Origin of the sequence: Pandoraea commovens, from assembly GCF_902459615.1 — a bacterium.
In the GTDB taxonomy this organism is placed as follows: Bacteria; Pseudomonadota; Gammaproteobacteria; order Burkholderiales; family Burkholderiaceae; genus Pandoraea; species Pandoraea commovens.
Map to the genome: position 1 here is coordinate 289,021 of NZ_CABPSA010000007.1, position 19,931 is coordinate 308,951.

Sequence of the window (19,931 nt, forward strand, 5' to 3'; positions counted from 1 at the left end):
CGTCCTACCGATCAGCGACCGAAGAAGCGCAACGCCGACGCGAGCGGCGACGACTGCTTCGCGGCGTCCTCAAGGCTGTGCCCCTCGCGAACGGCTCGCCATGCATCGCGCAGGCTTTGCACGCCCGCCGCAGGACCTTCCGGGTGCGCCAGAATGCCGCCGCCCGCCATGAACAACAGATCGTCGCGCCCCACCGCGCGCCAGGTCGCCGGGACGGTGCCCGCCCACTGCCCCGAGGAAAACGCGGGCATAACGATGTCCGCCTCACCAGCGGCGTTGCCCTCGGCCAACGGCCGGTAGCAGTCGTGCGCCGACTCGATGACCTCCTCGTCGGCTTGCGCAAACTTGCCTTGCAGACCGTGCACGTGCATGTGATCGACGCCCGCGAGTCGCCAGAGCGTCTGGTACGCCTGAAAGCCGATGCCGAGCAGCGGGTCGCGCGACATCGCGCCGTAGCCGTTGCGATGTGCGTGGATCGCGAGGTCGGTGTGACGCCGCAACGTCTGCACCGCGGAAAAGCCGCACCAGTTCAGGCTCACCATCACGCAGTTGCCGCCCTCTCGCTTCACGAGATCGGCGTGGCGACGCATCGCATCCGTCTCGTCGGTGATGTTGAACGCCACCATGACCTGTTTGCCGGTGCGCTCACGATGTTCGCGCACAGCAGCCATTACCGCCGGTACGCGCTTGGCGAGCGGCGCATGCACCGGGTCGGCGCAGACCTCGTCGTCCTTGATGAAATCGACGCCTGCCGCGCACAGGCGCGCCACCAGCGCGGCCGTATCCTCGGCGCTCATGCCGACGTTCGGCTTGAGAATCGTGCCGACCAGCGCGCCGCTCGACACGCCCGTTGCCGCACGCGTGCCTGCGATGCCATAGCGCGGGTATTCGAACTGCTCGCGATACGCTGCAGGCAGCGAAACGCGCTCCAGCCGCATGCCGGTGACTTCGCCCAAATCGTAAAGATTACCCGCGAGCGTGGCCGCCAGCGTCGGCAGGTTCGCGCCGACGTTATCCGTCGGGAATGCGATGCGCACACGCGCACGGTGCCACGGGCCGCGAATGCCCTTGCGTTCGAGATAGGCGTTGGGCAGCGACGCCGTCGCGACCTCGCCCACCGTCTCGACCGACTCGACGATGGCGCGCGCGCGCTCGCGCAGCGCATCGGTCTCGCCCTCCACTCGCGTGAACGTGCCGCACGACTGCTCGCCTGCCATCACTTCGGCAACCGCGCGCGGATCGAGTGGCGTCTCAATCAGATAGGTCGCATTCAGCATCGGACTCATAGCTTCGACAGATCAGGAAAGACACGCACCGGGTCACGGCCATCCCAATCGGCAGCCGCCTCGCGAATCATGCGAAAGAGTGTGCCCTTCGGGCCAGCCACTTCCGACAGCTCGATGGTCGTTCCCGGATGACACCCCGGGTCCGCGTCGCGATCTTCGAAGTAGACGAAGCGTCCGTTCTCGCCCACTTCGCCGCTCATGCAGACCTTGAAGCCTGCCGCCTGCGCGCGCGCCAGATCCTCGTCGAAGTTGTCCGTCCAGTACGCCACGTGCTGCGCGCCGGTGCGCCCGGCGCTGAGGAAGTCGCGATACATCGACGGTACGTCGTTGCGAATTTGCAGCAGCTCGATCTGGAGGCCGCCCGCATTGGCGAGCGCGACCGAATTGTGTGGTTCGAACGACTCGCCGCGATAGGTGTAGTTACGGATCGGCACCTTGGGGTTGTAGTACCAGGGGCCGACACCGAGAACGTCGGACCAGTAGGTCATTGCCGCCTCGATATCGGGCACGAGGTATGCCACCTGACGAATCTCGCCGAAGAATCTGCTCATGGGTCGTCCCTTGTTCTTTGCTGTGACGTTCGTGTTGCGTGCGTCACCGCGCGTGCGAGGACCTTCCTCGCTCACCGGATTCGCGATTGTGTTGAATGTGTTTTTGTGTGACAGCCGAGTGGGCTGCGTTCCTTTGTGTGCTGCTGCTCAGCGCAGGAAGCCCGTCGAGATCCACGGAATCGCTGCGACGCAGATCAACCCGATGACGAGCGCGACGAGGTAGCCCCAGATCGCGCGCATGCCCTTTGCCGGATCGACCTTGCCGATGGCACACGCCGCGTAGTACCCGACACCGAACGGCGGTGCGAACAGCCCCAGGCCCATCGACAGCACGACCACCATGGCGTAGTGCACCTCGTGCACGCCGACGGCGCGCGCAATCGGGAACATCAGCGGCCCGAACAACACGATGGCCGGAATCCCTTCGAGCACGCTGCCCAGCACGATGAACGCGACCACCGACACGGCGATAAAGCCTGCTGCGCCACCCGGCATGCGCTCCATCGCCGACGCGAGATCCTGCGCGAAGCCCGATTGCGTCAGCCCCCACGCCATGCCCGTCGCCGCCCCGATGATGAAGATGATGGCCCCCGAGAGCGCCGCCGTTTCGATCAGCATCGGCAACAGACGCCGCGCGTCGAACTGTCGGTAGACGAACAATCCCGCCAGCACCGAGTAGGCAATGCCGATGGTCGACACTTCGGTGGCCGTCGCCACGCCTTCGACCACCGCCGCTCGAATCACGAACGGCAACGCCACGGCAGGCAGTGCGTAGACGAAGGCCTTCATCACCGCACCCTTCTTCGCCTTCTCGACACCGGACAGATCCTCATGGCGATAGCGCCACCAGACCACGCAGCACAGCGCCACGCCCAGTACGACACCCGGCAACAGGCCGCCCGTGAACAACGCCGAGATCGACACGCCCGTCACCGAACCGATGGTAATCAGCACAATCGACGGCGGAATGGTTTCGGTCTGTGCGCCCGTGGTCGAGAGCAACGCCACGAGATCGCCCGGATCTGCGCCACGTTTTTTCATCTCCGGGAACAACACCGGCGCGATGGCGGCCATGTCGGCAGCCTTCGACCCGGAGATGCCCGAGACCAGATACATCCCGCCGATCAGCACATAGCTCAGCCCGCCGCGCACGTGGCCGAGCATGCTCGCGAGGAACTGCACCATCGCACGCGCCATGCCGGTCATCTCGATCAACAGCCCGAGGAAGACGAAGAGCGGCACGGCCAGCAGGATCAGATGCGACATCCCCTCGTCCATGCGACCGACGAGCACGACCAGAGGCGTGGTCGTGGTGAGTGCAAGGAACCCGAACGTCGCCAGTGCGAAGGAGAAGGCAATCGGCACGCCAGCAAATACGCATGCCCCGACGACGCCCGCGAAGAAGATCACCAGATTCCAGCGACCGAGCGGTTCGAGCGATGGCCCCAGCAGCCAGAAGCCCGCACACACGACAGCGACGACCACCATCGCCTGCACCGTGCGCCACGCAGGCGCTGCGCGCAGCAGTCGCAGCACGCTCACGAGCAACATCAGCGCCATGCCCACTGGCAAGGCGGCGGCGCGCCACGCGTTGCTGATTTCCATGGCCGGTGTAACGACGAACGCTTCCTCCGACGCGTATTCGTACGCCGGATGCACGATCAGCAGCAGGAAAGCCATCGCGGCGGCAACCGCCAGCATGTCGAGAAACGCGCGCGTCCCCGGCGACGCCTTGCCGACGAACGCCGTCATGCGCATGTGTTCGCCGCGCCGCAACGCCACAACCGCGCCGAGCATCGACATCCAGAGAAAAAGGATGCCTGCGAGTTCGTCGCCCCAGACGAGCGGTGCATGGAACACGTAGCGCGCGATCACCCCCGCGAGCATGACGACGATGTCCGCCAGCACGAGCAATGCCGCTGGGATCTCCGTCAGCCAGCCGATGGCGCGATCGAGACCCGACACAAACGCGCGCCAGCCGTGTGCTGGGGTATCGACGTCAGCGGCATGGAGCCCTGACGCGGCAGACGGATGCGCAGGACGCGGCGTCATATCAGGCCACCTTGCCTGCGGTCGCTTCGAGCAACGCCCAGGCTTCTGCGCCGAACTTCTTCTGCCATTCGGCGTAGTACCCCGACTTCTGCAACTGCGCGCGGAACGTTTCCGGAGACGCCGAATTGAAAGCCAGCCCCTTGCTCGCCAGTTCGTTTTGCAGGCCGGTGTTGAGCGCGTAGACATCTTCGCGCTGCTTGATGGCGGCTTCGTTGAACGCGCGTGCGACGATGGTCTTCAGATCGTCAGGCAGGTTTTTCCAAGACCGGCCGTTGACGACGAGGTGATAGCCGTCCCAGCTGTGATTCGTGATGGAGCAGAACTTCTGCACCTCATAGAGCTTCGCCGTCTGGACGATGGCGAGCGGATTTTCCTGTGCGTCCACCACGCGCGTTTGCAGCGCGGAGTAGACCTCGCTGAATTGCAGACTCGTCGGCGAGGCTTGCAGCGATTTGAACAGCGAGATGCCCATCGGGCTGACCGGCACACGGATCTTCATGCCGGAAAGGTCGTTGGCTTTCGTGATCGGCTTGTTGCCGCTCGTGATCTGACGGAAGCCGTTGTCCCACATCTTCTCGAAGGTGTAGAGACCGGTCTTCGCAAAGGCCGCGCGGATGGTGTCGCCGAGCTTGCCGTCAACGGCATGCCACACCTGGTCGTAGTTGGAGAACGCAAAGCCGACGGCCGTGATCGCGCTGATCGGCGCGAGCGTTGCAATCACCATCGTGCCCGCGTTGAAGATGTCGATCCCGCCGTTGCGCACCTGAGCGAGCATGTCCGTGTCGCCGCCCAACTGGTTGTTGGGAAACACGCGCAGTTCCATCCGTCCCTTGCTCTCAGCGGCGATGCGCGCCGCGACTTCCTGCGCGCGCACGTTCAGCGGATGGCTGACGGGCAGATTGTTGCCGTACTTGAACACGTATTGCGGCGTAGCAGCGCGTGCGGTGCGCGGGAGCACACCCGTCACACCGGCAACACCGGCCACGCCCAATGCGGGCAGCGCAGACAGCGCGCGCAGTACGTTGCGACGGCCTTGTGAAGTTGAACTGGTCATCCGGTTGTCTCCTGATATTGTGGTTTTCGTCTCGTCACTATTGTCGATTGCACCGCAGTCAATTGCATCGTACGTGCATGCCGCCGTCGACCAGCAGCTCTACGCCGTTGATGTAGCGCGCCTCGTCCGACGCCAGGAACACGGCGGCGTTCGCGACATCCCAGCCGTCGCCCATGCGCCCGGTCGGCGAGAGGCGATTGCGCGCCTCGACCATCGCCTGCGTGTTGTCGTAGAAGCCGGAAATCTGCTGATAAATGTGCGGCGTGTCCATCACGCCGGGCAGGATGCAGTTGGCGCGAATACCGCGAGCGGCGTATTGCAGCGCCACGCTCTGCGTGAGCGAATTGACCGCGCCTTTAGACGCCGCATAGGCGCAATAGGCATACCCCGTCCAGCGGACGCCACCGAGCGCACCGATGTTGACGATGGCGCCGCTCCCCTGCGCTTCCATCGTCGGCAGCACGGCCTTGCACGTCAGGAACATGCTCTTGACGTTGACCGCCATCACGCGGTCCCAGACCTCTTCGGTGGTTTCCACCGGGCCGCCCTGCGACGTGATGCCCACGTTGTTGTGAAGAATGTCGATGCGTCCGTAGGTTTCGATGGCGGCGGCGACCGCTTGCTGGACGTCGGTCCAGCGAGTGACGTCGGCGGCCACGGCGATGGCGTCGTGGCCTTCACCGGCGATGACGTCGCGCGTGATATCGGCCGCCTGCGCCTCGCGATCGATGGCGACCACCCTCGCGCCCTGTCGCGCATAAGCCACTGCGGCGGCCTTGCCGTTGCCCCAGCCGTCGCCGACCGAACCGGCACCGAATACCAACGCCACGCGGCCCTCCAGCCGACGCGACGTCGACACCTCTGCTCCTGCCATCACTCGTCTCCTGTTCCTTTCCTGTTCTTTTCGCACCGATCCTGCGATGCGTTTCGATGCGTTTCAATGCGCTATGAAGTCGTACGATAGGGGGCAAACCGGCAATCGACCAACCCGATTTCATGATGCGATTTGATGTGCTTTGATGAAGTATGCTGCGTTTGTCACGATCATCGAAACACTCAGCGGACTCACTTCCATGCGACGAAACATGCCCAATCTCGCGGACATCGCCCGAATGGCGGGCGTCTCGACCGCCACGGTCGACCGGGTGCTGCATCGCCGGGAAGGCGTGCGTCAGACGACGGTTCAGCGCGTATTGCTCGCCGCGAGCGAACTGAAGTATTTGCCCGAGCAGGATCTGGAGGCAGTACGCCTGTCTCCGCCGACGCAGTTGCTGTTCGTGCTGCCCGACCGGAGCAGCAAGTTTCTGCGCATGCTCGGCGAGTGGGTGCAATGCTCGCAAACGCAATGGGCACCGTACAACGTCAACTGCCGGGTGCAGTTCATTCAGGGGTTCGATCCGGATGCGATGGCATCAGCATTGCTGGGGCGTGGACGCGGCTGCGACGGCGTGGCGTTCATGCCGCTCGAACACCCGAAGGTGCGCGAAGCCGTCGACACGCTGGCTGACGAAGGCGTCGCGGCCGTCACGCTGGTCTCCGATCTGTCGCATTCGCGGCGCATCGCGTATGTGGGACTCGATAACGGTTCGGCGGGACGCACCGCGGCGTATCTGATTGCCCGGTTCGTCGGTCAGAAGCGACACGCAAAAGTGGCGCTGATTGCCGGGTCGCTCAGCTACAAGGCACACGTGGAGCGCGAGGCCGGGTTCTTGCAGTTGTTTTCCGAGCAGTACCCGCAGATGCAGGTCGTCGGGCTGCGCGAGGGCTACGACGACGAGCTGGTCAACTACCGCCAGACGCGCGCGCTACTCGAACAACATCCCGATCTCTCCGCCATCTACAACATCGGCGGCGGATCGGAAGGCGTGGGACGCGCGCTCAAGGAAGTGAGCAAGGAACACAAGGTGGTGTTCATCGGCCACGGTCTCACGCCGGATACCCGGGCCATGCTGATCGACGGCACGATGGACGCCGTCATCACCCAAAGCCCGCAGAGCGCCATCATGAACTGCGTGCGCATCTTCGCGAACCTGCGCGAAAAGCGCGACCTGTCCGCCGGCGTGGAAGCCAGCCGCAGTCAGGTGATCTTTCGAGAGAACTTGCCGTAGAAGTCGCGCGACGATGTCGAGCGCGCAATTCGACGGGTTGTCGGCCTTGCGCACTCGATATCGTTGTCGTTACTGCATCGTCAGTCGACTGAAACCGGCGTCGATCATCCCGGCATTGGCGAACCGGTGAAGAGATTCGAGAATGCGCGATTTCTCCAGCCCGTCGGTAATGAACACCAGCCGCGACGTCGACGCCTCCCCTTCGATTTGCGGCAGATGGCTGGGCGGATAGACGCGGTGACGCACGCCCTGCACCACGAGTTGCCCCGGCGTCGAGCGTATCGACAGAACCGACTTGAAGCGCAGAATGCGGTCGCCGTGACGATTGAGCAGCGCGGTGAGCCAGACGGAGAACGTCGCCCAGTCGAGCGACGTGTCGAGCGCGGTGGAAAAGCTCTGCACCGAACTCGTATGGACATGCGCGCCTGTCTGACGTGACGAGACGTCACCGATGACCGAAGCCTCGCCCGGTGCGAAGAGCGCCTCGGGCACTTCGCTGGTCATGATGGCGCACGCAGGATTCACGGCGCGAACCGCATCGACGAGTGCGCTCAGACGACTCTCGTCCAACAGATCGGTCTTGGTGATGGCCACACGATCGGCCGCCGCGAGTTGTGCTGCCGCCTCCGGATAGCGCGCGAGCGACGCGATGCCTTCCAGCGCGTCGAACGTCGTGACACATGCGCCCACGCGAAGGTATTCGTCGAGATTTTCGTCGGACAGCACGGTGCCCAGTATCGGACCGGGGTCGGCCAGACCGCTGGTCTCGATGATGATGCGCTCCAGTTCCGGCAACTCACCGCGCGCGCGACGGGTCAGGATGTCCAGCAATGTCTCACGCAGATCATCGAGTACCGTGCAGCACAGGCACCCATTGGCGATGGTCGCAATCTCCGAATTCAGGTGCAACGTCAGGCGATCGTCAATCGATTCGCGCCCGAACTCGTTGATGATGACCAGTGTCGACGCTGGCGGCCGCTGCGCCAGATAACGCTTGAGCAGCGTAGTTTTACCGCTGCCGAGAAAGCCGGTGACGATATTCAGTTCGAGACGCGGTACGAGTCTGACCATAGCGATTGCGCGACCGTGAAGTCGCTCTCCAGCGGATCGATAAAGGTGTGACCAAGATGCTCGGCAACGCGCCAGAGCGACGACAGATCGGACGCGAGTTGACGACGCCCGCTCGTGTCTTCCACGCTGTACGATTCGCCGTCCCAGTCTTCGGCTGTCAGACCGTGCGGGCGCAGAATGCGGTTGATGAGCCGCAGCCGACGTGCGCGTTCGCTGCGATTCTCCAGAATGCCAGCGGCCACGGAATGCTGACCCATCGGGTCGGCGGCGTCCGTCCAGTGTTCACTCACGCCAAAGACGGCACAGACTTCACACATCTCAAGATCCTCCGGAAAACCCCGGCACGTTCGCCTGCGCGCCGACGGTCATGCTGCCGAGCGCACTGAGCGAGATGTACTCGGTCACGCGTTTGCGTGCGAGATTGGTATGCGAGGCCGCCAGCTCGTCTGCGCGCTCGGCGTCGCGCGTGCGAATGGCCTCCAGAATTTCGCGGTGCTCGCGCAGGATGTTGTTCAGATGTGCCTGTCGCGCCGCCTGCGTCGGGAAGGTTTCGTAGCTCATCGCCAATCGCGCGATCCGCAGGTTTTCCGTCAGCAGATTCGCGTAGATCTTGGCGAGCACGCGATTGCCGCAGGCATTGCCGATGGCCAGATGCAGTTCCCAGTTGCCGTCGATCATGCCGTTGACGTCCTCCTTCTCATGCGCCGTCTCGAAGGCCACCACCAGCGTCTCGATGCGCGCCAGATCCGCCTGCGTGCGTCGCAGCGCCGCCAGACGCGTCGTCGCGCGCTGTGTCAACTCGAATGCCTCCAGATGCTCCTGCAACTGCGGGATATCCATCGACGACACCCGCGCGCCCCGGTTCGGCAGGATCGAAATCAGCCCTTCCGCGGCCAGACGAATCATGGCTTCGCGTAGCGGCGTGCGCGAAATGCCCAGTTCGTCGACAAGCGCCTGCTCGTCGATGTCGTCGCCCGGGTGCATCTCCAGCGAGACGATGCGATCGCGCAACAACTGGTAGGCCTTCGAAGCCCCGGAACCCTTGACGTGTTTGGTCGCCGCGTCCTGAGCGACCTCTGCTTTCTTGCGCATGGTGAGACGTGAAGTGATCGATTGGCAGCCAGTGTAGCGAACATTCCCCACTTGACACAATAATTTTATACACAAACAATTTGTCGTGTATTTATTGTGTATTTTTGGAGAATAAGATGAATCAGGAACCGCTGGATCTCTTGATAACGCGCGGTCGGGTGCATACCCCTGAAGGGTTTTCGACGCTGAACATCGGCGTACGAGGCGGAAAAATCGTGGCGCTGACGGACGACGCGAACACGCCGCCGGCGCTGCGGACCATCGACGCTGGCGGTCTGGACGTACTGCCGGGGCTTTGGCACGTGCACTGTCACTTCCGCGAGCCGGGACACACCTACAAGGAGGATTTCACGTCGGGCACCACGGCCGCCGCTGCTGGGGGCATTACGTTCTGCATCGACATGACGAACAACGATCCCCATCCGACGACCCTCGAATCGTTCATGCTCAAGCGGGAAACCATCGCGCCGAAAGCGCTGGTCGACTATGCGCTTTACGGCGGTGGGCTATACCCGAAAACCGTGGAAGCGCTCGCCGAAGCGGGCGCCATCGGCATCAAAGTGTTCAACACGCGGCACGTGAAGGAGGTGTATCCGTACATCTCCGAATTGGGCGTGGTCGACCACGGCATCCTGCACGAGCTATACGAAGCGGTCGCCGACAAGGGGCTGCTCTGCGCGGTGCACCACGACGATAGCGAATGGTGCAAACGACTGACGTTTCGCGATTACATCAACCCGGGCAAGACCAGCAATCGCGACTACATGGAGGCGTACGAGCGCGGTTACATGTACGGCCACGGGATGGCGGCGGGGCTGGCGGCGTCGATTTACTACGCGCGACTGACGGGTGTGCGCCTGCATGTCCTGCACATGGGCGTCATGCCGCCGGGTGCCAACGAGCTGGTGCGACAAGCCAAGGCGCAAGGACAGGACATCTCCGGCGAGATGGAATCCGCGACTTTGTTCATGACGCGCGCTCAGGCGGAGAAGGTCGGACCCGGTGCCTATGCGTGGGCGTATGCCCCGGAGCGCCATTGGGAGGCGGTACACGACGGCACGGCCGACATGCTGGTGGGGGAACATGCACCGCATACGCTTGAAGAAATCACGCCGGGTTGGAAAGACAACTTCTCCGTGCCGTTGGGCATTACGGGCGCACAGGAATTTATTCCGCTGGTGCTCAACGCCGTGAATGCGGGAAAGTTGACACTTCAGGACGTTGCACGCCTTTGCGCGGAGGCCCCTGCCAAACGCTTCGGCCAATATCCGAAGAAGGGGCGCATCCAGTGTGGCGCCGACGCCGACTTCACCATCGTCGACATGTTGCAGGAACAGACCTTTACCGTTGCCGACATGCATACGAAGGCGGGCTACACCGCCTGGGAAGGCATCCATACGACGGGTATGCCGGTCTACACCATCGTGCGCGGTGAGACGGTCATGGACCACGGCAAGATCGTCGGCACACCGGGACACGGCCAGTTCCATCCGGGCATCGGCGCTTCCGCCTGACACGCACCGACGCAACGAAACAAAGCGAAACGCAACGATTTCTCATGACACCGGTGCCGGCACTGCGTCCGGCCCTCACTGACAGACCAGAACATGACGACCTCTCGATTCGACTCTCGCCCGGGCGGCGATGCTGGCCGGATGTCCGGTGGCAACGCGACGTCCGCGACCTCGACAGCCTCGGCGTCCGGCGCCCGTGACGCCCTGCGGACTTCGACGCTCACCCAGCAGGACATTGCCCGGCGGCTCGACCGTCTGCCGGTTTCGCGCTTTCACCTGACGGTGCTGGTCGTCGCGGCGCTCTCGCTGTTCTTCGATACGCTCGACACGGTCATTACCGGCTTCGTCCTGGCGACCTTGCGACCGCTATGGGGATTCGATGCGGCCACCATCGGTGTGATCTCGGCCATCGGTCTGGGCGGCTATCTTGTAGGGTCCGCGCTCGCCGGATTTGCCGCCGACCGATACGGCCGCAAGAAAATGATCATGCTCACGCTGGTGCTGTATTCGCTGTTTTCCGCGTCGCGCGGACTGGTCAGTGACGTATGGTCGTTTGCCGCATTGAACTTCTTCACGTGGCTGTTCGTGGGCGCGGAGAGCTCGATTGTTCCGCCCTACCTGGCAGAACTCTGGCCGACGCGCGTACGTGGCAAGCTGGGGGGCTGGATGATGGGCTTCTTCGCGCTGGGGATTGCCGTGTCGCCGATCTGGGCGCTGAACATCATCCCGCACTGGGGCTGGCGTGCCGCGCTCTTCCTGACGTTGCCTTTCGCCATCGTCGTCGGACTGATGCGTTCGGGCCTGCCCGAGTCGCCGCGCTGGCTGCTGCGTCGCGGGCGTGCGGCCGAAGCGGAAGCCGTGCTGGCGTCGATCGAACAGCGCGTGGGACGTCGCCTGCCGGACGAGGCCGTTGTGCCTGGCGCTGCGACGACAGCCTCCGTAGTCGATGCCAAGCCCGCGAAGACTTGGACCGCACGCGACCTGCTCAGCCCGCGCTTTCGCAAGGTGACGCTGATGCTGTGGGCCACTTGGTTTGCCGAGTACGGCGTGCTCTACACATTCATGACGTTCGTGCCGACGCTGCTTGCGATGGAGGGCTTCAGCATCGTCAAGTCGTTCGAGTTCTCGATTGCGATTTACGCGTCGGTCATTCCGGGGTATGTGTTCGGCGGCTACGTGGTCGACTGGCTCGACCGCAAGCCGACGGCCATCCTCGCCTTCATCGGCACCGCCATTTTCGGCACGTTGTTCGGCATGTCGACAACATCCACCACGCTCATGGCGTTCGGCGGACTGACGTCGTTCTGTCTGGCGCTCGGCTCCACCGCCATTTACAGCTACACGCCCGAACTGTATCCGACGGAGATTCGCGCGACGGGGATGGGCCTCGCATCGGCATGGGGGCGCGCAGGCGCGATCCTGTTGCTTCTGGTCTTCGGCGTCTTCGCCGTGCTCAAAGGCAAGCTGTTCGTGTTCGTGATCAGCGACGTAATTCTGCTGGTCGCTGCGATTTGCATCGCGCTTTTCGGCCCGTCGACCAAAGGCAGGTCGCTCGAAGACGCCTCCACGGGCGGGTCGGACTAACTCTCCGTTTGTGCGCGCACGTCGAGCATATAACCTTCGCCGCGAATCGTGCGCAGCAAGCGCGGCTCCTTGATGTCTTCGCGCAGTTTGTGCCGCAGCCTCGATATCTGGACATCGATGCTGCGGTCGAACGCATCGATGGACTTCCCCCGTGCCGTATCCATCAGGTACTCGCGGCTGAGCACACGCCCCGGTGCGGAAAGAAACGCATTGAGCAGCCGGAACTCCGCATTCGAGAGCGGGATGACGGTGTTGTCCGGGGCAATGAGATGGCGGCCGATCAGACTCAGACGCCATCCCGCAAATTTCCGCTCGTCCTTCTGCTCGGTCACCGATTTCGCCTGCGCTTTCGTGCGACGCAGAATCGTCTGGATTCGCGCCACCAGTTCGCGCGGCTCGAAAGGCTTCACGACATAGTCGTCTGCGCCGAGTTCAAGCCCCACGATCCGGTCGGTCATCTCGCCGCGCGCCGTGAGCATGATGATCGGGATGTCCGACGTCGTGCGCAGCTCCCTGCATAGCGTGAGCCCATCGCTGTCCGGCAGCATCAGGTCGAGCACGACGATGTCGATGTCGCTGTGCTCCAGCACCCGGTGCATCTCCTCGCCGTTGGCCGCCTGCATGCAGGTCATGCCGAAGTCGGCAAGGCAATCGCAAAGCAGACTGCGGATTTGCGCATCGTCGTCGACGACAAGTACGTGCGTTGCCATGATGATTTTCCTTTTCTAGTCTCCGACACGTCGGGGCGTTCTTCTGCGTCCCTTCCCCACGCCCGGCGTCTTTATGCCCTCACGTCCCCGATTATCCGCGAGGAACGTGCAGGCATTCTTGCGGCATTGTTGCAGTCCTGAAACATTTGGTGGGCAGGCCCATTCATCGACTACGCGTCGCCTTCGCCTCGTCCGCGCTATGTATCAAACCCGATACAAAGTCGAGATGAACCAGAAATACCCGCGCCGTAACGTGACTCCACACAAGACATAAGCAGGCAGGAGACACGTAGTCCATGAATTACGCCCAACCCAAACCGCCCGCCCGGAGACTGCTCGGTATCGGTGTTGCACTGCTGCTGCACGCCCTGATTCTGTACGCCTTGCTCAGTGGCCTCGCCACCCGGGTCGCGACGATCATCCAGGCGCCCATTGAGACACGAATCATCGAGGAGATCAAACCGCCTCCTCCGCCGCCCCCGCCACCGCCGGTGAAGAAGATCGCACCCGCGCCACGCCCCGTCGTCCAGCCCAAGGCTTACGTGCCGCCGCCCGAAGTGCCGGTGCAGAGCGCGCCGCAACCGAACGCTATCGCGGCGCAGGCCGACAAGCCCGTCGACACCGCCCCGGTTGCGCCGCCCGCACCGCCCGTAAGCAAGCCCGTGCCTGCCAACGTTGGCGTCGTCTGCCCGAACTCGGCCCAAGTGCGCGCCGCTATCCGTTATCCGCGAGAAGCCCAGCGCGACAACATCACGGGCAGCGTGCTCGTCGAGTTCGTGGTCGGCACCGATGGACAGATCAAACAGCTTCGCGTCGCCCGTTCCGCAGCGCCTGTGCTGGACCGCGCTGCCGAGAACGCCGTGCGCCAGTTCCAGTGCGTTGCACAAGGACAGGAGGTCCGCGTGCAAGTCCCGTTCGATTTCCAACTCAATTGAGGCTGTGCTCAACAGCCCATCTTCCACCCTGATTTACGTCGAGGAGACAACCATGTTTCAGTTCCAATCTCGCGTCACGGCCCGTGCACGCGGTCTCGCGGTCCCGATGGCCCTGGTATCGATGACGACGGCGTTTGCGTCGCTCAGCGCCCATGCCGCCACGACGGTGACGAACCCCTACGGTCTGGAGGCCCTCTGGGAAGGCGGCGACATGATCGCTCGCGGGACCCTGCTGATCCTCGTGATCATGTCGATGGGGAGCTGGTACATCATCGTTGCCAAGCTGCTCGAACAGGCCAAGGTGCTGCGCCGGGCGCGTGCGGCGGAGCAGAAGTTCTGGAGTGCGTCGTCGCTCTCCGAAGGCGTGCGCTCGCTCGATGAGGGCAGCCCGTTCCGCTTCATCGCCGAGACCGGCTTGTCGGCCCGCGACCATCACCACGGCGCGCTGCTCGAACAGGTCGATCTGAATACCTGGGTCGCCACCGCCATCGAACGTTCGATGACAGGCGTCTCGAATCGCCTCCAGGACGGGCTGTCGTTCCTGGGCACGGTCGGCTCGACCGCACCGTTCGTCGGCCTCTTCGGCACGGTGTGGGGCATCTATCACGCGCTCACCGCCATCGGCATTGCCGGTCAGGCATCCATCGACAAGGTGGCGGGGCCGGTCGGCGAAGCGCTGATCATGACGGCCATCGGTCTGGCCGTGGCTGTGCCTGCGGTGCTCGGCTACAACTGGCTCGTGCGTCGCAACAAGGCCGTGATGGAGCGCGTGCGCGAGTTCGGCAGCGAACTGCACAACGTGCTGCTCACGGGCAAGACGACCGCGTCGGCCATCGTGGCGACGCGCACCTCGCAAGTCGCTCGCGTGGGGTGATGCCATGGCGATGACCGTATCCAGTGGGGAGGGTGGCGCAGAGCACGACGAGGTCATGGCGACGATCAACACGACGCCCCTCGTCGACGTGATGCTGGTGTTGCTCATCATCTTCCTCATCACCATTCCCGTGGTGTCGCACACCGTACCCGTGACGCTGCCGAAGGAAGCGGTTCAACCGCTGCAGACCACGCCCCAGAACGTTGTCCTCGCCGTCACCCACGATGGCGAGGTGTACTGGGACGAGCGACGTATTCCCGACGCCGCGACGCTGCTGGACAAACTCAAGGCGGTCGCCGTGCTGACCCCACAGCCCGAAGTCCATATTCGCGGCGACCTCGATGCGCGTTACGCCGCGATCGGACGCGTTGTCCTGGCGTGCCAGCGCGCAGGCATCGCCAAGGTCGACTTCATTACCGAAGCGCCGCCGCGTCAATAGCGCGCCGCGCGCACCACCTCAGGAGACTGCCATGGCCATGACCATGCCATCGGGCGCTGGCGAGAACAGCGACATCATGGTGGAGATCAACACGACGCCGCTCATCGACGTCATGTTGGTGCTGCTGATCATGCTGATCCTCACCATCCCGATCCAGACGCATGCCGTCAAACTCGACATGCCCACGCCATCCAACGCCGCGCCGCCAGCGCCGCCGGTCGTCGTGCAGGTCGACGTCGACGCAAGCGGTGTAGTGGCGTGGGACGGCTCACCGCTTGCCGATCGCGCGCAACTGGAAACCCACCTCATCGAAGCTGCAACGTCCACACCGCCTACCGAACTCCACTTGCGGGCGGACGCACAGGCCCCCTACCGGGCGGTTGCGATGGTCATGGCGTCCGCGCAAAAGCTGGGCGTGACACGCATCGGCCTCGTCGGCAACGAGCGGTTCGCACAATGACCGCACGACCGTCAGCCAGCCGCCTCGCGCGCTGACGCGTCAGACGCCCCACTCGCCCTACTACTGGACTACACATGCTGGAAACGAACACCGATACACCGGGGAAGCCGGGGAAGGCGGGGTATGCCGCCCGCGCGCGCCGCGCGCACTACGCGGGGGTCGGCGCGTGGCTCGGGCTTCTCGCCCTCGTCGTCGTGACCTTCTTCGCCAACGTGGACCGCCAGATGCTGGTGCTTCTGGCCGAACTCATCCGCGCCGAATTCGGCCTTGCCGACATTCAGGTCGGGCTGCTGCAAGGGGCCGGTATCGCGCTCTTCGCCGGTGCAGCCGCCATCCCCATCGGGTGGCTGGCGGACCGCATGGACCGACGTGTCGTGCTGGCGCTTTGCATCCTGCTCTGGAGCGCGGCAACCGCCGCGTGCGGTCTGGCGACCGGCTTCTGGACGCTCTTCATCGCCTCCATCGGTCTGGGCATCGGCGAAGCGGGACTTATGCCGATCATCTACGGCCTGCTGCCCGACCTGTTCCCTGCGCGCCAGCGCATCCTCGCCAACTCCGTCTTTGCGATGGTCAACCTGTTGAGCGCAGGCGCGGGTATGGCGCTCGGTGGGCTCCTAATTCAGGGGATCGATACGCTGCATGGCGCGCTGCCCTTCGGGCTGGCGGCCACATCCGCGTGGCGGATTGCGTTCTTCGCCGTTGCTGTGCCTGCGCCGCTGCTGGTGCTGATCGTCGCGATGATTCGTCCGCGCTACGCGCATTCGGACGTCCCGTCCCCGACAGGAGAAGCAGCAGCGCCCGGGTTCGCCGCCGGTGATTACTTCCGCCGCGAAATGCCGATGATGCTTCGCTTCTTCGGGGCCATCGCGCTGATCAATATGGCGTTCGCCGGTGTGACGAGCTGGATGCCGGTCGTCGCCGTGCGCTTCTTCGGTGACACACCCGCGACCGCCGGTGCCGGCCTCGGCAGCGCAGCGATGGTGGGCAGCGTGATCGGGTGCGTGCTCGGCTGGCTCGTGGCACGCCGACTCACCGCCCGACTCGGTGTGCTCGCGCCGCTGCGCGTGTGTGAATGGGGCGCGCTCGGGGCCTGCGTCGTCAGCCTCGGCTATCTGATTGCGCCGTCCGTGTCGTACGTCTACCTCCTCTTCGGCGCGCAGTTCATGTGCGTCGTGGCCGGGATGATCATGTTCCCGGGTCTGATGCAGAGCATCTGTCCGCCGTATCTGCGCTCCCGCGTGGCGGCCATCGGCGTGCTGACGACGGTGCTGATGCAGTCCGGCAGTCCCGTCGCTATCGGCCTGATGTCGGATCACCTGCATGGCACCGCCACCGGTCTGATCTGGGCCATTGTTGCCGTGTCGCTATCCGGTTTCATCGTCGCCTGTCTTCTGATGCGCAACGCGGCCAACGCCGTGCGCCTCGCCATCGAACGTTATGCATGAGCTATTCATGCGTTGAGCCCGAACGCCTATGACGATTCCCTGCACCCTCTCGGTTCGCATCGAACGGTGGCCGCTGGCCACGCCCTTTCACATCTCGGGTCACACGGTCGATGCGGCCGAAGTCCTGGTCGTCTCACTGAGGTCGGGACAGTGCCGTGGCCGGGGCGAAGCCGCTGGCGTCTACTACCGGCGCGAGACGCCGGAGAGCATGGCCGAACAGATTGCCACCGTGCGTGCCGACATCGAGCGCGGTATCTCTCGCGAAGACCTCATCTCGTTATTACCTGCCGGTGGCGCGAGAAATGCCGTCGATGCCGCGCTGTGGTCGCTGGCCGCCCAGCGGTGCGGCATGACCGTCGCACGACTGTCCGGACGCGCACGCCTGCGCCCGCTGCGCACCTCGCTCACGGTCGGTGTCGACACGGCTGAAGCGATGGCCGATGCGGCCCGCCGCTATGTGGGCGCGACGACGTTGAAGATCAAGCTGGACGGGAACGCACTCGACGCTGAGCGCCTCGTTGCGATTCGCAAGGCTTGCCCCGGCGTCGCACTGGCTGTGGACGCCAATCAGGGCTGGACGCAGGACCACATGCACCGGATGCTACCGGTCTTGCAACAAGTCGGCGTCGATCTGCTCGAACAGCCCTTGCCCGTGGGCGAGGACACATGCCTCGAATCGATGTCGTACCCGATTCGCCTCGCGGCCGACGAATCGTTTCAAGATCTGGACGACCTCACCGACGTCGCCCGCCGGTACGACGTCGTCAACATCAAGCTCGACAAATGCGGCGGCCTGACCCGAGCGCTGTCGCTCGTCGCGCCGATTCGCGATCTCGGTCTGTCGGTCATGGTCGGATGCATGCCCTGCACCTCGCTCGGTCTGGCACCGGCCTATCTCCTCGGACAGGTGTGCGACCGCGTCGATCTCGACGGCCCCTGCTTTCTGGCCGAGGATCGGTCTCCCTCGTTCCAATATCGGAACGGTTATGTACTCGGGCCTGACAGCCTGTGGGGCGTAGACGATGCCGAACGAATCGCAACGTGACTCAGGAGGATTGTCGTGTCAGCACCGGTACCATTTGACGACGATGCGCTCATTGCGCTTTTTGATCCCTTCAATCGAAGCGACGCGCCCGGTGTCGTCGTCGGCGCAGCGATCGACGGGAAGGTCGTACTGCGTCGCGCCTTCGGGATGGCGAACGTCGGACCCGGCATCGCCCTCGATGCGCGGACCCGACTGCGCATCGGTTCGACGACGAAGCACATGGCCTGTCTTGCCGCCCTGCTGCTTCAGGAGGCAGGCGCGCTGGATATCGATGCGCCCATCCGTCGGTATTTGCCAGAACTGACAGGCGTCGCGGGTGAGCCGACGCTGCGCTCGCTCATGCACCACACCAGCGGCCAGCGCTGCGCGCTCGACATCTCGCTACTTACCAACGGATTGGCGGTCCCGCAGGCGGGATATTTGCTCGACATTCAACGCCGACAACTGCATGTCAACTTCCCGGCCGGGGAGCGGATGATGTACTGCAACGGCGGCTATCACCTGGTGTCGCTCGCCATCGAACGTGTCAGTGGACAATCGTTCGCGTCGTTCCTGACGTCCGAAATCTTCGAACCGTTGGGGATGAGCGACACGTTCTGCATGTCCGACGATTTCCAGATTCGAAACCGCATGGCCGCATGCCATGTGAAGCGTAGCGACGGGGCTTACGAGCGAGGTCTGTTCCCTTCGCGCGAAATACTCGGTGAAGGCTGCGTCGTCTCCTGCGTGGACGATATGCTGCAATGGTGCGCCCATCTACGCGGCGAGAAGACCGTCGGCAGTCGCGCCACGTGGGATGCGATGTTCTCGTCGCCGACATTCTCCAGCGGAATGCGCAGCGATTACATGATGGGTCTGAAGCGCACTCACTATCGCGGGTGTGAGCTGATTCACCATGCGGGGGGTGTCGTGGGAGGGACGTGTCAGATGTTGTGCGTCCCGGCGCACGGCGTCGACATCGTGCTGTTGAGTAACGGTGCCATCCCGGCACCCGCCGCACTTTCGCTGCGCATGCTCGACATCCTGCTTGCGGACCGGATGCAGGCATATCCGATGCCAACGCCCGCGCCAACGCCCTCCTCCTCTGCCTACACCGGCACCTATCGCGACGTAAACGGCGATGTCGTCTACGACGTCGTCGGGCGCGATGGAGGTATGACGCTTAGCGGGCCGCTCGAACCCGGTATCCCAACGCTCTATGAACGCGATGCGCCCGAAGGCGGCACACGCGAATTTGCGTCAGAGTCGAGCGGCGACGGCACATTCCGATTGCAATGGGGAACCGACATTGATCCGGACGACACCGGACATCTGCGCATCGTGCATTGCGGTCACCCGGCAAACTTTCGCCGCACGGTGCCGCTGGCATCGCCAGACGAAGAAACCATCGACAGCCTGAGCGGCGATTATTTCAGCGAAGAAGCGGACGCTCGCGCCTCGTTGCGCCCGCTCGGGCAGGCACAGCCGCAGGGCGACGGCCGCCCCGTCATGTCGCTGGTGATGGCGGGCAACGCAGGGGAATGCTGCTACGACGTCTTTCAGGTCGAAAGCGATCTGTTTCGCTTTTCACCGGACGGTCCGGGCGCAATGCTTACGGGAACGCTGGCTATCGTCAGGCACCCGGACACCGGGCTTGTGGAGGGCATTTCTGTCAACACTACCCGGACCCGAAACCTCCGGTTCGCAAAGTCCTGACGGGAAGGGAGGGAAC

The 19,931-nt window shown here is 63.7% G+C and carries 19 protein-coding genes; 10 read left to right on the forward strand and 9 right to left on the reverse strand.

Translation table 11 applies throughout. The features are described 5' to 3' along the window. Positions 1 to 11 precede the first annotated feature (11 nt). From PCO31010_RS20030 to PCO31010_RS20050, 5 genes are all read right to left on the reverse strand, one after another. A complete protein-coding gene (locus tag PCO31010_RS20030) occupies positions 12 to 1,286 on the reverse strand; it encodes a ribulose-bisphosphate carboxylase large subunit family protein (protein ID WP_150665812.1) in 1,275 nt (424 codons plus the stop codon). After that, on the reverse strand, positions 1,283 to 1,837 hold the full coding sequence (locus PCO31010_RS20035; RefSeq protein ID WP_150665813.1) for a VOC family protein: 555 nt from the start codon (positions 1,835 to 1,837) through the stop codon (positions 1,283 to 1,285). The genes PCO31010_RS20030 and PCO31010_RS20035 overlap by 4 nt, the downstream gene beginning before the upstream one ends. A gap of 147 nt (positions 1,838 to 1,984) precedes the next feature. Continuing rightward, a complete protein-coding gene (locus PCO31010_RS20040) occupies positions 1,985 to 3,889 on the reverse strand; it encodes a TRAP transporter large permease (RefSeq protein WP_150665814.1) in 1,905 nt (634 codons plus the stop codon). Between the two features lies 1 nt (position 3,890). After that, complete coding sequence (locus tag PCO31010_RS20045; RefSeq protein ID WP_150665815.1) at positions 3,891 to 4,943, reverse strand: TRAP transporter substrate-binding protein; 1,053 nt, start codon at positions 4,941 to 4,943, stop codon at positions 3,891 to 3,893. 58 nt (positions 4,944 to 5,001) lie between these two features. After that, entirely contained in the window at positions 5,002 to 5,817 is an 816-nt protein-coding gene (locus PCO31010_RS20050) for an SDR family NAD(P)-dependent oxidoreductase (RefSeq protein ID WP_150665816.1), read from the reverse strand. A gap of 199 nt (positions 5,818 to 6,016) precedes the next feature. Between PCO31010_RS20050 and PCO31010_RS20055 the strand changes: the two genes are divergently transcribed. Continuing rightward, positions 6,017 to 7,051, forward strand: coding sequence for a LacI family DNA-binding transcriptional regulator (locus PCO31010_RS20055; protein ID WP_246184694.1), 1,035 nt, complete (start codon positions 6,017 to 6,019; stop codon positions 7,049 to 7,051). A 69-nt stretch (positions 7,052 to 7,120) separates the two neighbouring features. On the opposite strand, the gene PCO31010_RS20060 is transcribed toward PCO31010_RS20055, so the two are convergent. From PCO31010_RS20060 to PCO31010_RS20070, 3 genes are read right to left on the reverse strand one after another with little or no spacing between them, the layout of a single operon-like run. Further along, positions 7,121 to 8,122: a CobW family GTP-binding protein gene (locus PCO31010_RS20060; protein ID WP_150665818.1), complete on the reverse strand. Its 1,002-nt coding sequence runs from the start codon at positions 8,120 to 8,122 to the stop codon at positions 7,121 to 7,123. Then, positions 8,092 to 8,439 (reverse strand): hypothetical protein, encoded by a 348-nt coding sequence (locus tag PCO31010_RS20065; RefSeq protein ID WP_150660264.1) that lies wholly within the window; start codon positions 8,437 to 8,439, stop codon positions 8,092 to 8,094. Before PCO31010_RS20065 ends, PCO31010_RS20060 begins: the two co-directional genes overlap by 31 nt. Position 8,440: 1 nt before the next feature. Next, positions 8,441 to 9,214: a GntR family transcriptional regulator gene (locus PCO31010_RS20070; protein ID WP_150665819.1), complete on the reverse strand. Its 774-nt coding sequence runs from the start codon at positions 9,212 to 9,214 to the stop codon at positions 8,441 to 8,443. A 116-nt stretch (positions 9,215 to 9,330) separates the two neighbouring features. On the opposite strand from PCO31010_RS20070, the gene PCO31010_RS20075 reads away from it, so the two are divergent. Both PCO31010_RS20075 and PCO31010_RS20080 read left to right on the forward strand, forming a co-directional pair. Then, positions 9,331 to 10,728, forward strand: a complete 1,398-nt coding sequence (locus PCO31010_RS20075; RefSeq protein ID WP_217426179.1) for a dihydroorotase — start codon at positions 9,331 to 9,333, stop codon at positions 10,726 to 10,728. Positions 10,729 to 10,821: 93 nt separating this feature from the next. Continuing rightward, positions 10,822 to 12,312, forward strand: a complete 1,491-nt coding sequence (locus PCO31010_RS20080; protein ID WP_217426180.1) for an MFS transporter — start codon at positions 10,822 to 10,824, stop codon at positions 12,310 to 12,312. Here PCO31010_RS20080 and PCO31010_RS20085 read toward each other — a convergent pair. Then, on the reverse strand, positions 12,309 to 13,022 hold the full coding sequence (locus PCO31010_RS20085; RefSeq protein WP_150665821.1) for a response regulator: 714 nt from the start codon (positions 13,020 to 13,022) through the stop codon (positions 12,309 to 12,311). The genes PCO31010_RS20080 and PCO31010_RS20085 overlap by 4 nt on opposite strands. A gap of 296 nt (positions 13,023 to 13,318) precedes the next feature. On the opposite strand from PCO31010_RS20085, the gene PCO31010_RS20090 reads away from it, so the two are divergent. From PCO31010_RS20090 to PCO31010_RS20120, 7 genes are all read left to right on the forward strand, one after another. Beyond that, positions 13,319 to 13,957: an energy transducer TonB gene (locus PCO31010_RS20090; RefSeq protein ID WP_150665822.1), complete on the forward strand. Its 639-nt coding sequence runs from the start codon at positions 13,319 to 13,321 to the stop codon at positions 13,955 to 13,957. Positions 13,958 to 14,009: 52 nt separating this feature from the next. Then, entirely contained in the window at positions 14,010 to 14,831 is an 822-nt protein-coding gene (locus tag PCO31010_RS20095; protein WP_150665823.1) for a MotA/TolQ/ExbB proton channel family protein, read from the forward strand. Between the two features lie 4 nt (positions 14,832 to 14,835). Further along, on the forward strand, positions 14,836 to 15,270 hold the full coding sequence (locus tag PCO31010_RS20100; protein ID WP_150665824.1) for an ExbD/TolR family protein: 435 nt from the start codon (positions 14,836 to 14,838) through the stop codon (positions 15,268 to 15,270). A gap of 31 nt (positions 15,271 to 15,301) precedes the next feature. After that, entirely contained in the window at positions 15,302 to 15,730 is a 429-nt protein-coding gene (locus PCO31010_RS20105) for an ExbD/TolR family protein (protein WP_150665825.1), read from the forward strand. Between the two features lie 74 nt (positions 15,731 to 15,804). After that, positions 15,805 to 17,175, forward strand: a complete 1,371-nt coding sequence (locus PCO31010_RS20110) for an MFS transporter (protein ID WP_150665826.1) — start codon at positions 15,805 to 15,807, stop codon at positions 17,173 to 17,175. 28 nt (positions 17,176 to 17,203) lie between these two features. Next, positions 17,204 to 18,220, forward strand: coding sequence for a dipeptide epimerase (locus PCO31010_RS20115; protein WP_150665827.1), 1,017 nt, complete (start codon positions 17,204 to 17,206; stop codon positions 18,218 to 18,220). Positions 18,221 to 18,235: 15 nt separating this feature from the next. Next, entirely contained in the window at positions 18,236 to 19,915 is a 1,680-nt protein-coding gene (locus tag PCO31010_RS20120) for a serine hydrolase domain-containing protein (protein ID WP_174984967.1), read from the forward strand. Positions 19,916 to 19,931 lie beyond the last annotated feature (16 nt).

What these genes read in the sequence shown, in the direction of transcription:
- PCO31010_RS20085 (WP_150665821.1), bottom strand. Translation starts at nt 13,022, where the DNA reads ATGGCAACGCACGTACTTGTCGTCGACGACGATGCGCAAATCCGCAGT.
- PCO31010_RS20030 (WP_150665812.1), bottom strand. Translation starts at nt 1,286, where the DNA reads ATGAGTCCGATGCTGAATGCGACCTATCTGATTGAGACGCCACTCGAT.
- PCO31010_RS20090 (WP_150665822.1), top strand. Translation starts at nt 13,319, where the DNA reads ATGAATTACGCCCAACCCAAACCGCCCGCCCGGAGACTGCTCGGTATC.
- PCO31010_RS20055 (WP_246184694.1), top strand. Translation starts at nt 6,017, where the DNA reads ATGCGACGAAACATGCCCAATCTCGCGGACATCGCCCGAATGGCGGGC.
- PCO31010_RS20095 (WP_150665823.1), top strand. Translation starts at nt 14,010, where the DNA reads ATGTTTCAGTTCCAATCTCGCGTCACGGCCCGTGCACGCGGTCTCGCG.
- PCO31010_RS20110 (WP_150665826.1), top strand. Translation starts at nt 15,805, where the DNA reads ATGCTGGAAACGAACACCGATACACCGGGGAAGCCGGGGAAGGCGGGG.
- PCO31010_RS20045 (WP_150665815.1), bottom strand. Translation starts at nt 4,943, where the DNA reads ATGACCAGTTCAACTTCACAAGGCCGTCGCAACGTACTGCGCGCGCTG.
- PCO31010_RS20115 (WP_150665827.1), top strand. Translation starts at nt 17,204, where the DNA reads ATGACGATTCCCTGCACCCTCTCGGTTCGCATCGAACGGTGGCCGCTG.
- PCO31010_RS20050 (WP_150665816.1), bottom strand. Translation starts at nt 5,817, where the DNA reads ATGGCAGGAGCAGAGGTGTCGACGTCGCGTCGGCTGGAGGGCCGCGTG.
- PCO31010_RS20080 (WP_217426180.1), top strand. Translation starts at nt 10,822, where the DNA reads ATGACGACCTCTCGATTCGACTCTCGCCCGGGCGGCGATGCTGGCCGG.
- PCO31010_RS20065 (WP_150660264.1), bottom strand. Translation starts at nt 8,439, where the DNA reads ATGTGTGAAGTCTGTGCCGTCTTTGGCGTGAGTGAACACTGGACGGAC.
- PCO31010_RS20060 (WP_150665818.1), bottom strand. Translation starts at nt 8,122, where the DNA reads ATGGTCAGACTCGTACCGCGTCTCGAACTGAATATCGTCACCGGCTTT.
- PCO31010_RS20075 (WP_217426179.1), top strand. Translation starts at nt 9,331, where the DNA reads ATGAATCAGGAACCGCTGGATCTCTTGATAACGCGCGGTCGGGTGCAT.
- PCO31010_RS20035 (WP_150665813.1), bottom strand. Translation starts at nt 1,837, where the DNA reads ATGAGCAGATTCTTCGGCGAGATTCGTCAGGTGGCATACCTCGTGCCC.
- PCO31010_RS20105 (WP_150665825.1), top strand. Translation starts at nt 15,302, where the DNA reads ATGGCCATGACCATGCCATCGGGCGCTGGCGAGAACAGCGACATCATG.
- PCO31010_RS20100 (WP_150665824.1), top strand. Translation starts at nt 14,836, where the DNA reads ATGGCGATGACCGTATCCAGTGGGGAGGGTGGCGCAGAGCACGACGAG.
- PCO31010_RS20040 (WP_150665814.1), bottom strand. Translation starts at nt 3,889, where the DNA reads ATGACGCCGCGTCCTGCGCATCCGTCTGCCGCGTCAGGGCTCCATGCC.
- PCO31010_RS20070 (WP_150665819.1), bottom strand. Translation starts at nt 9,214, where the DNA reads ATGCGCAAGAAAGCAGAGGTCGCTCAGGACGCGGCGACCAAACACGTC.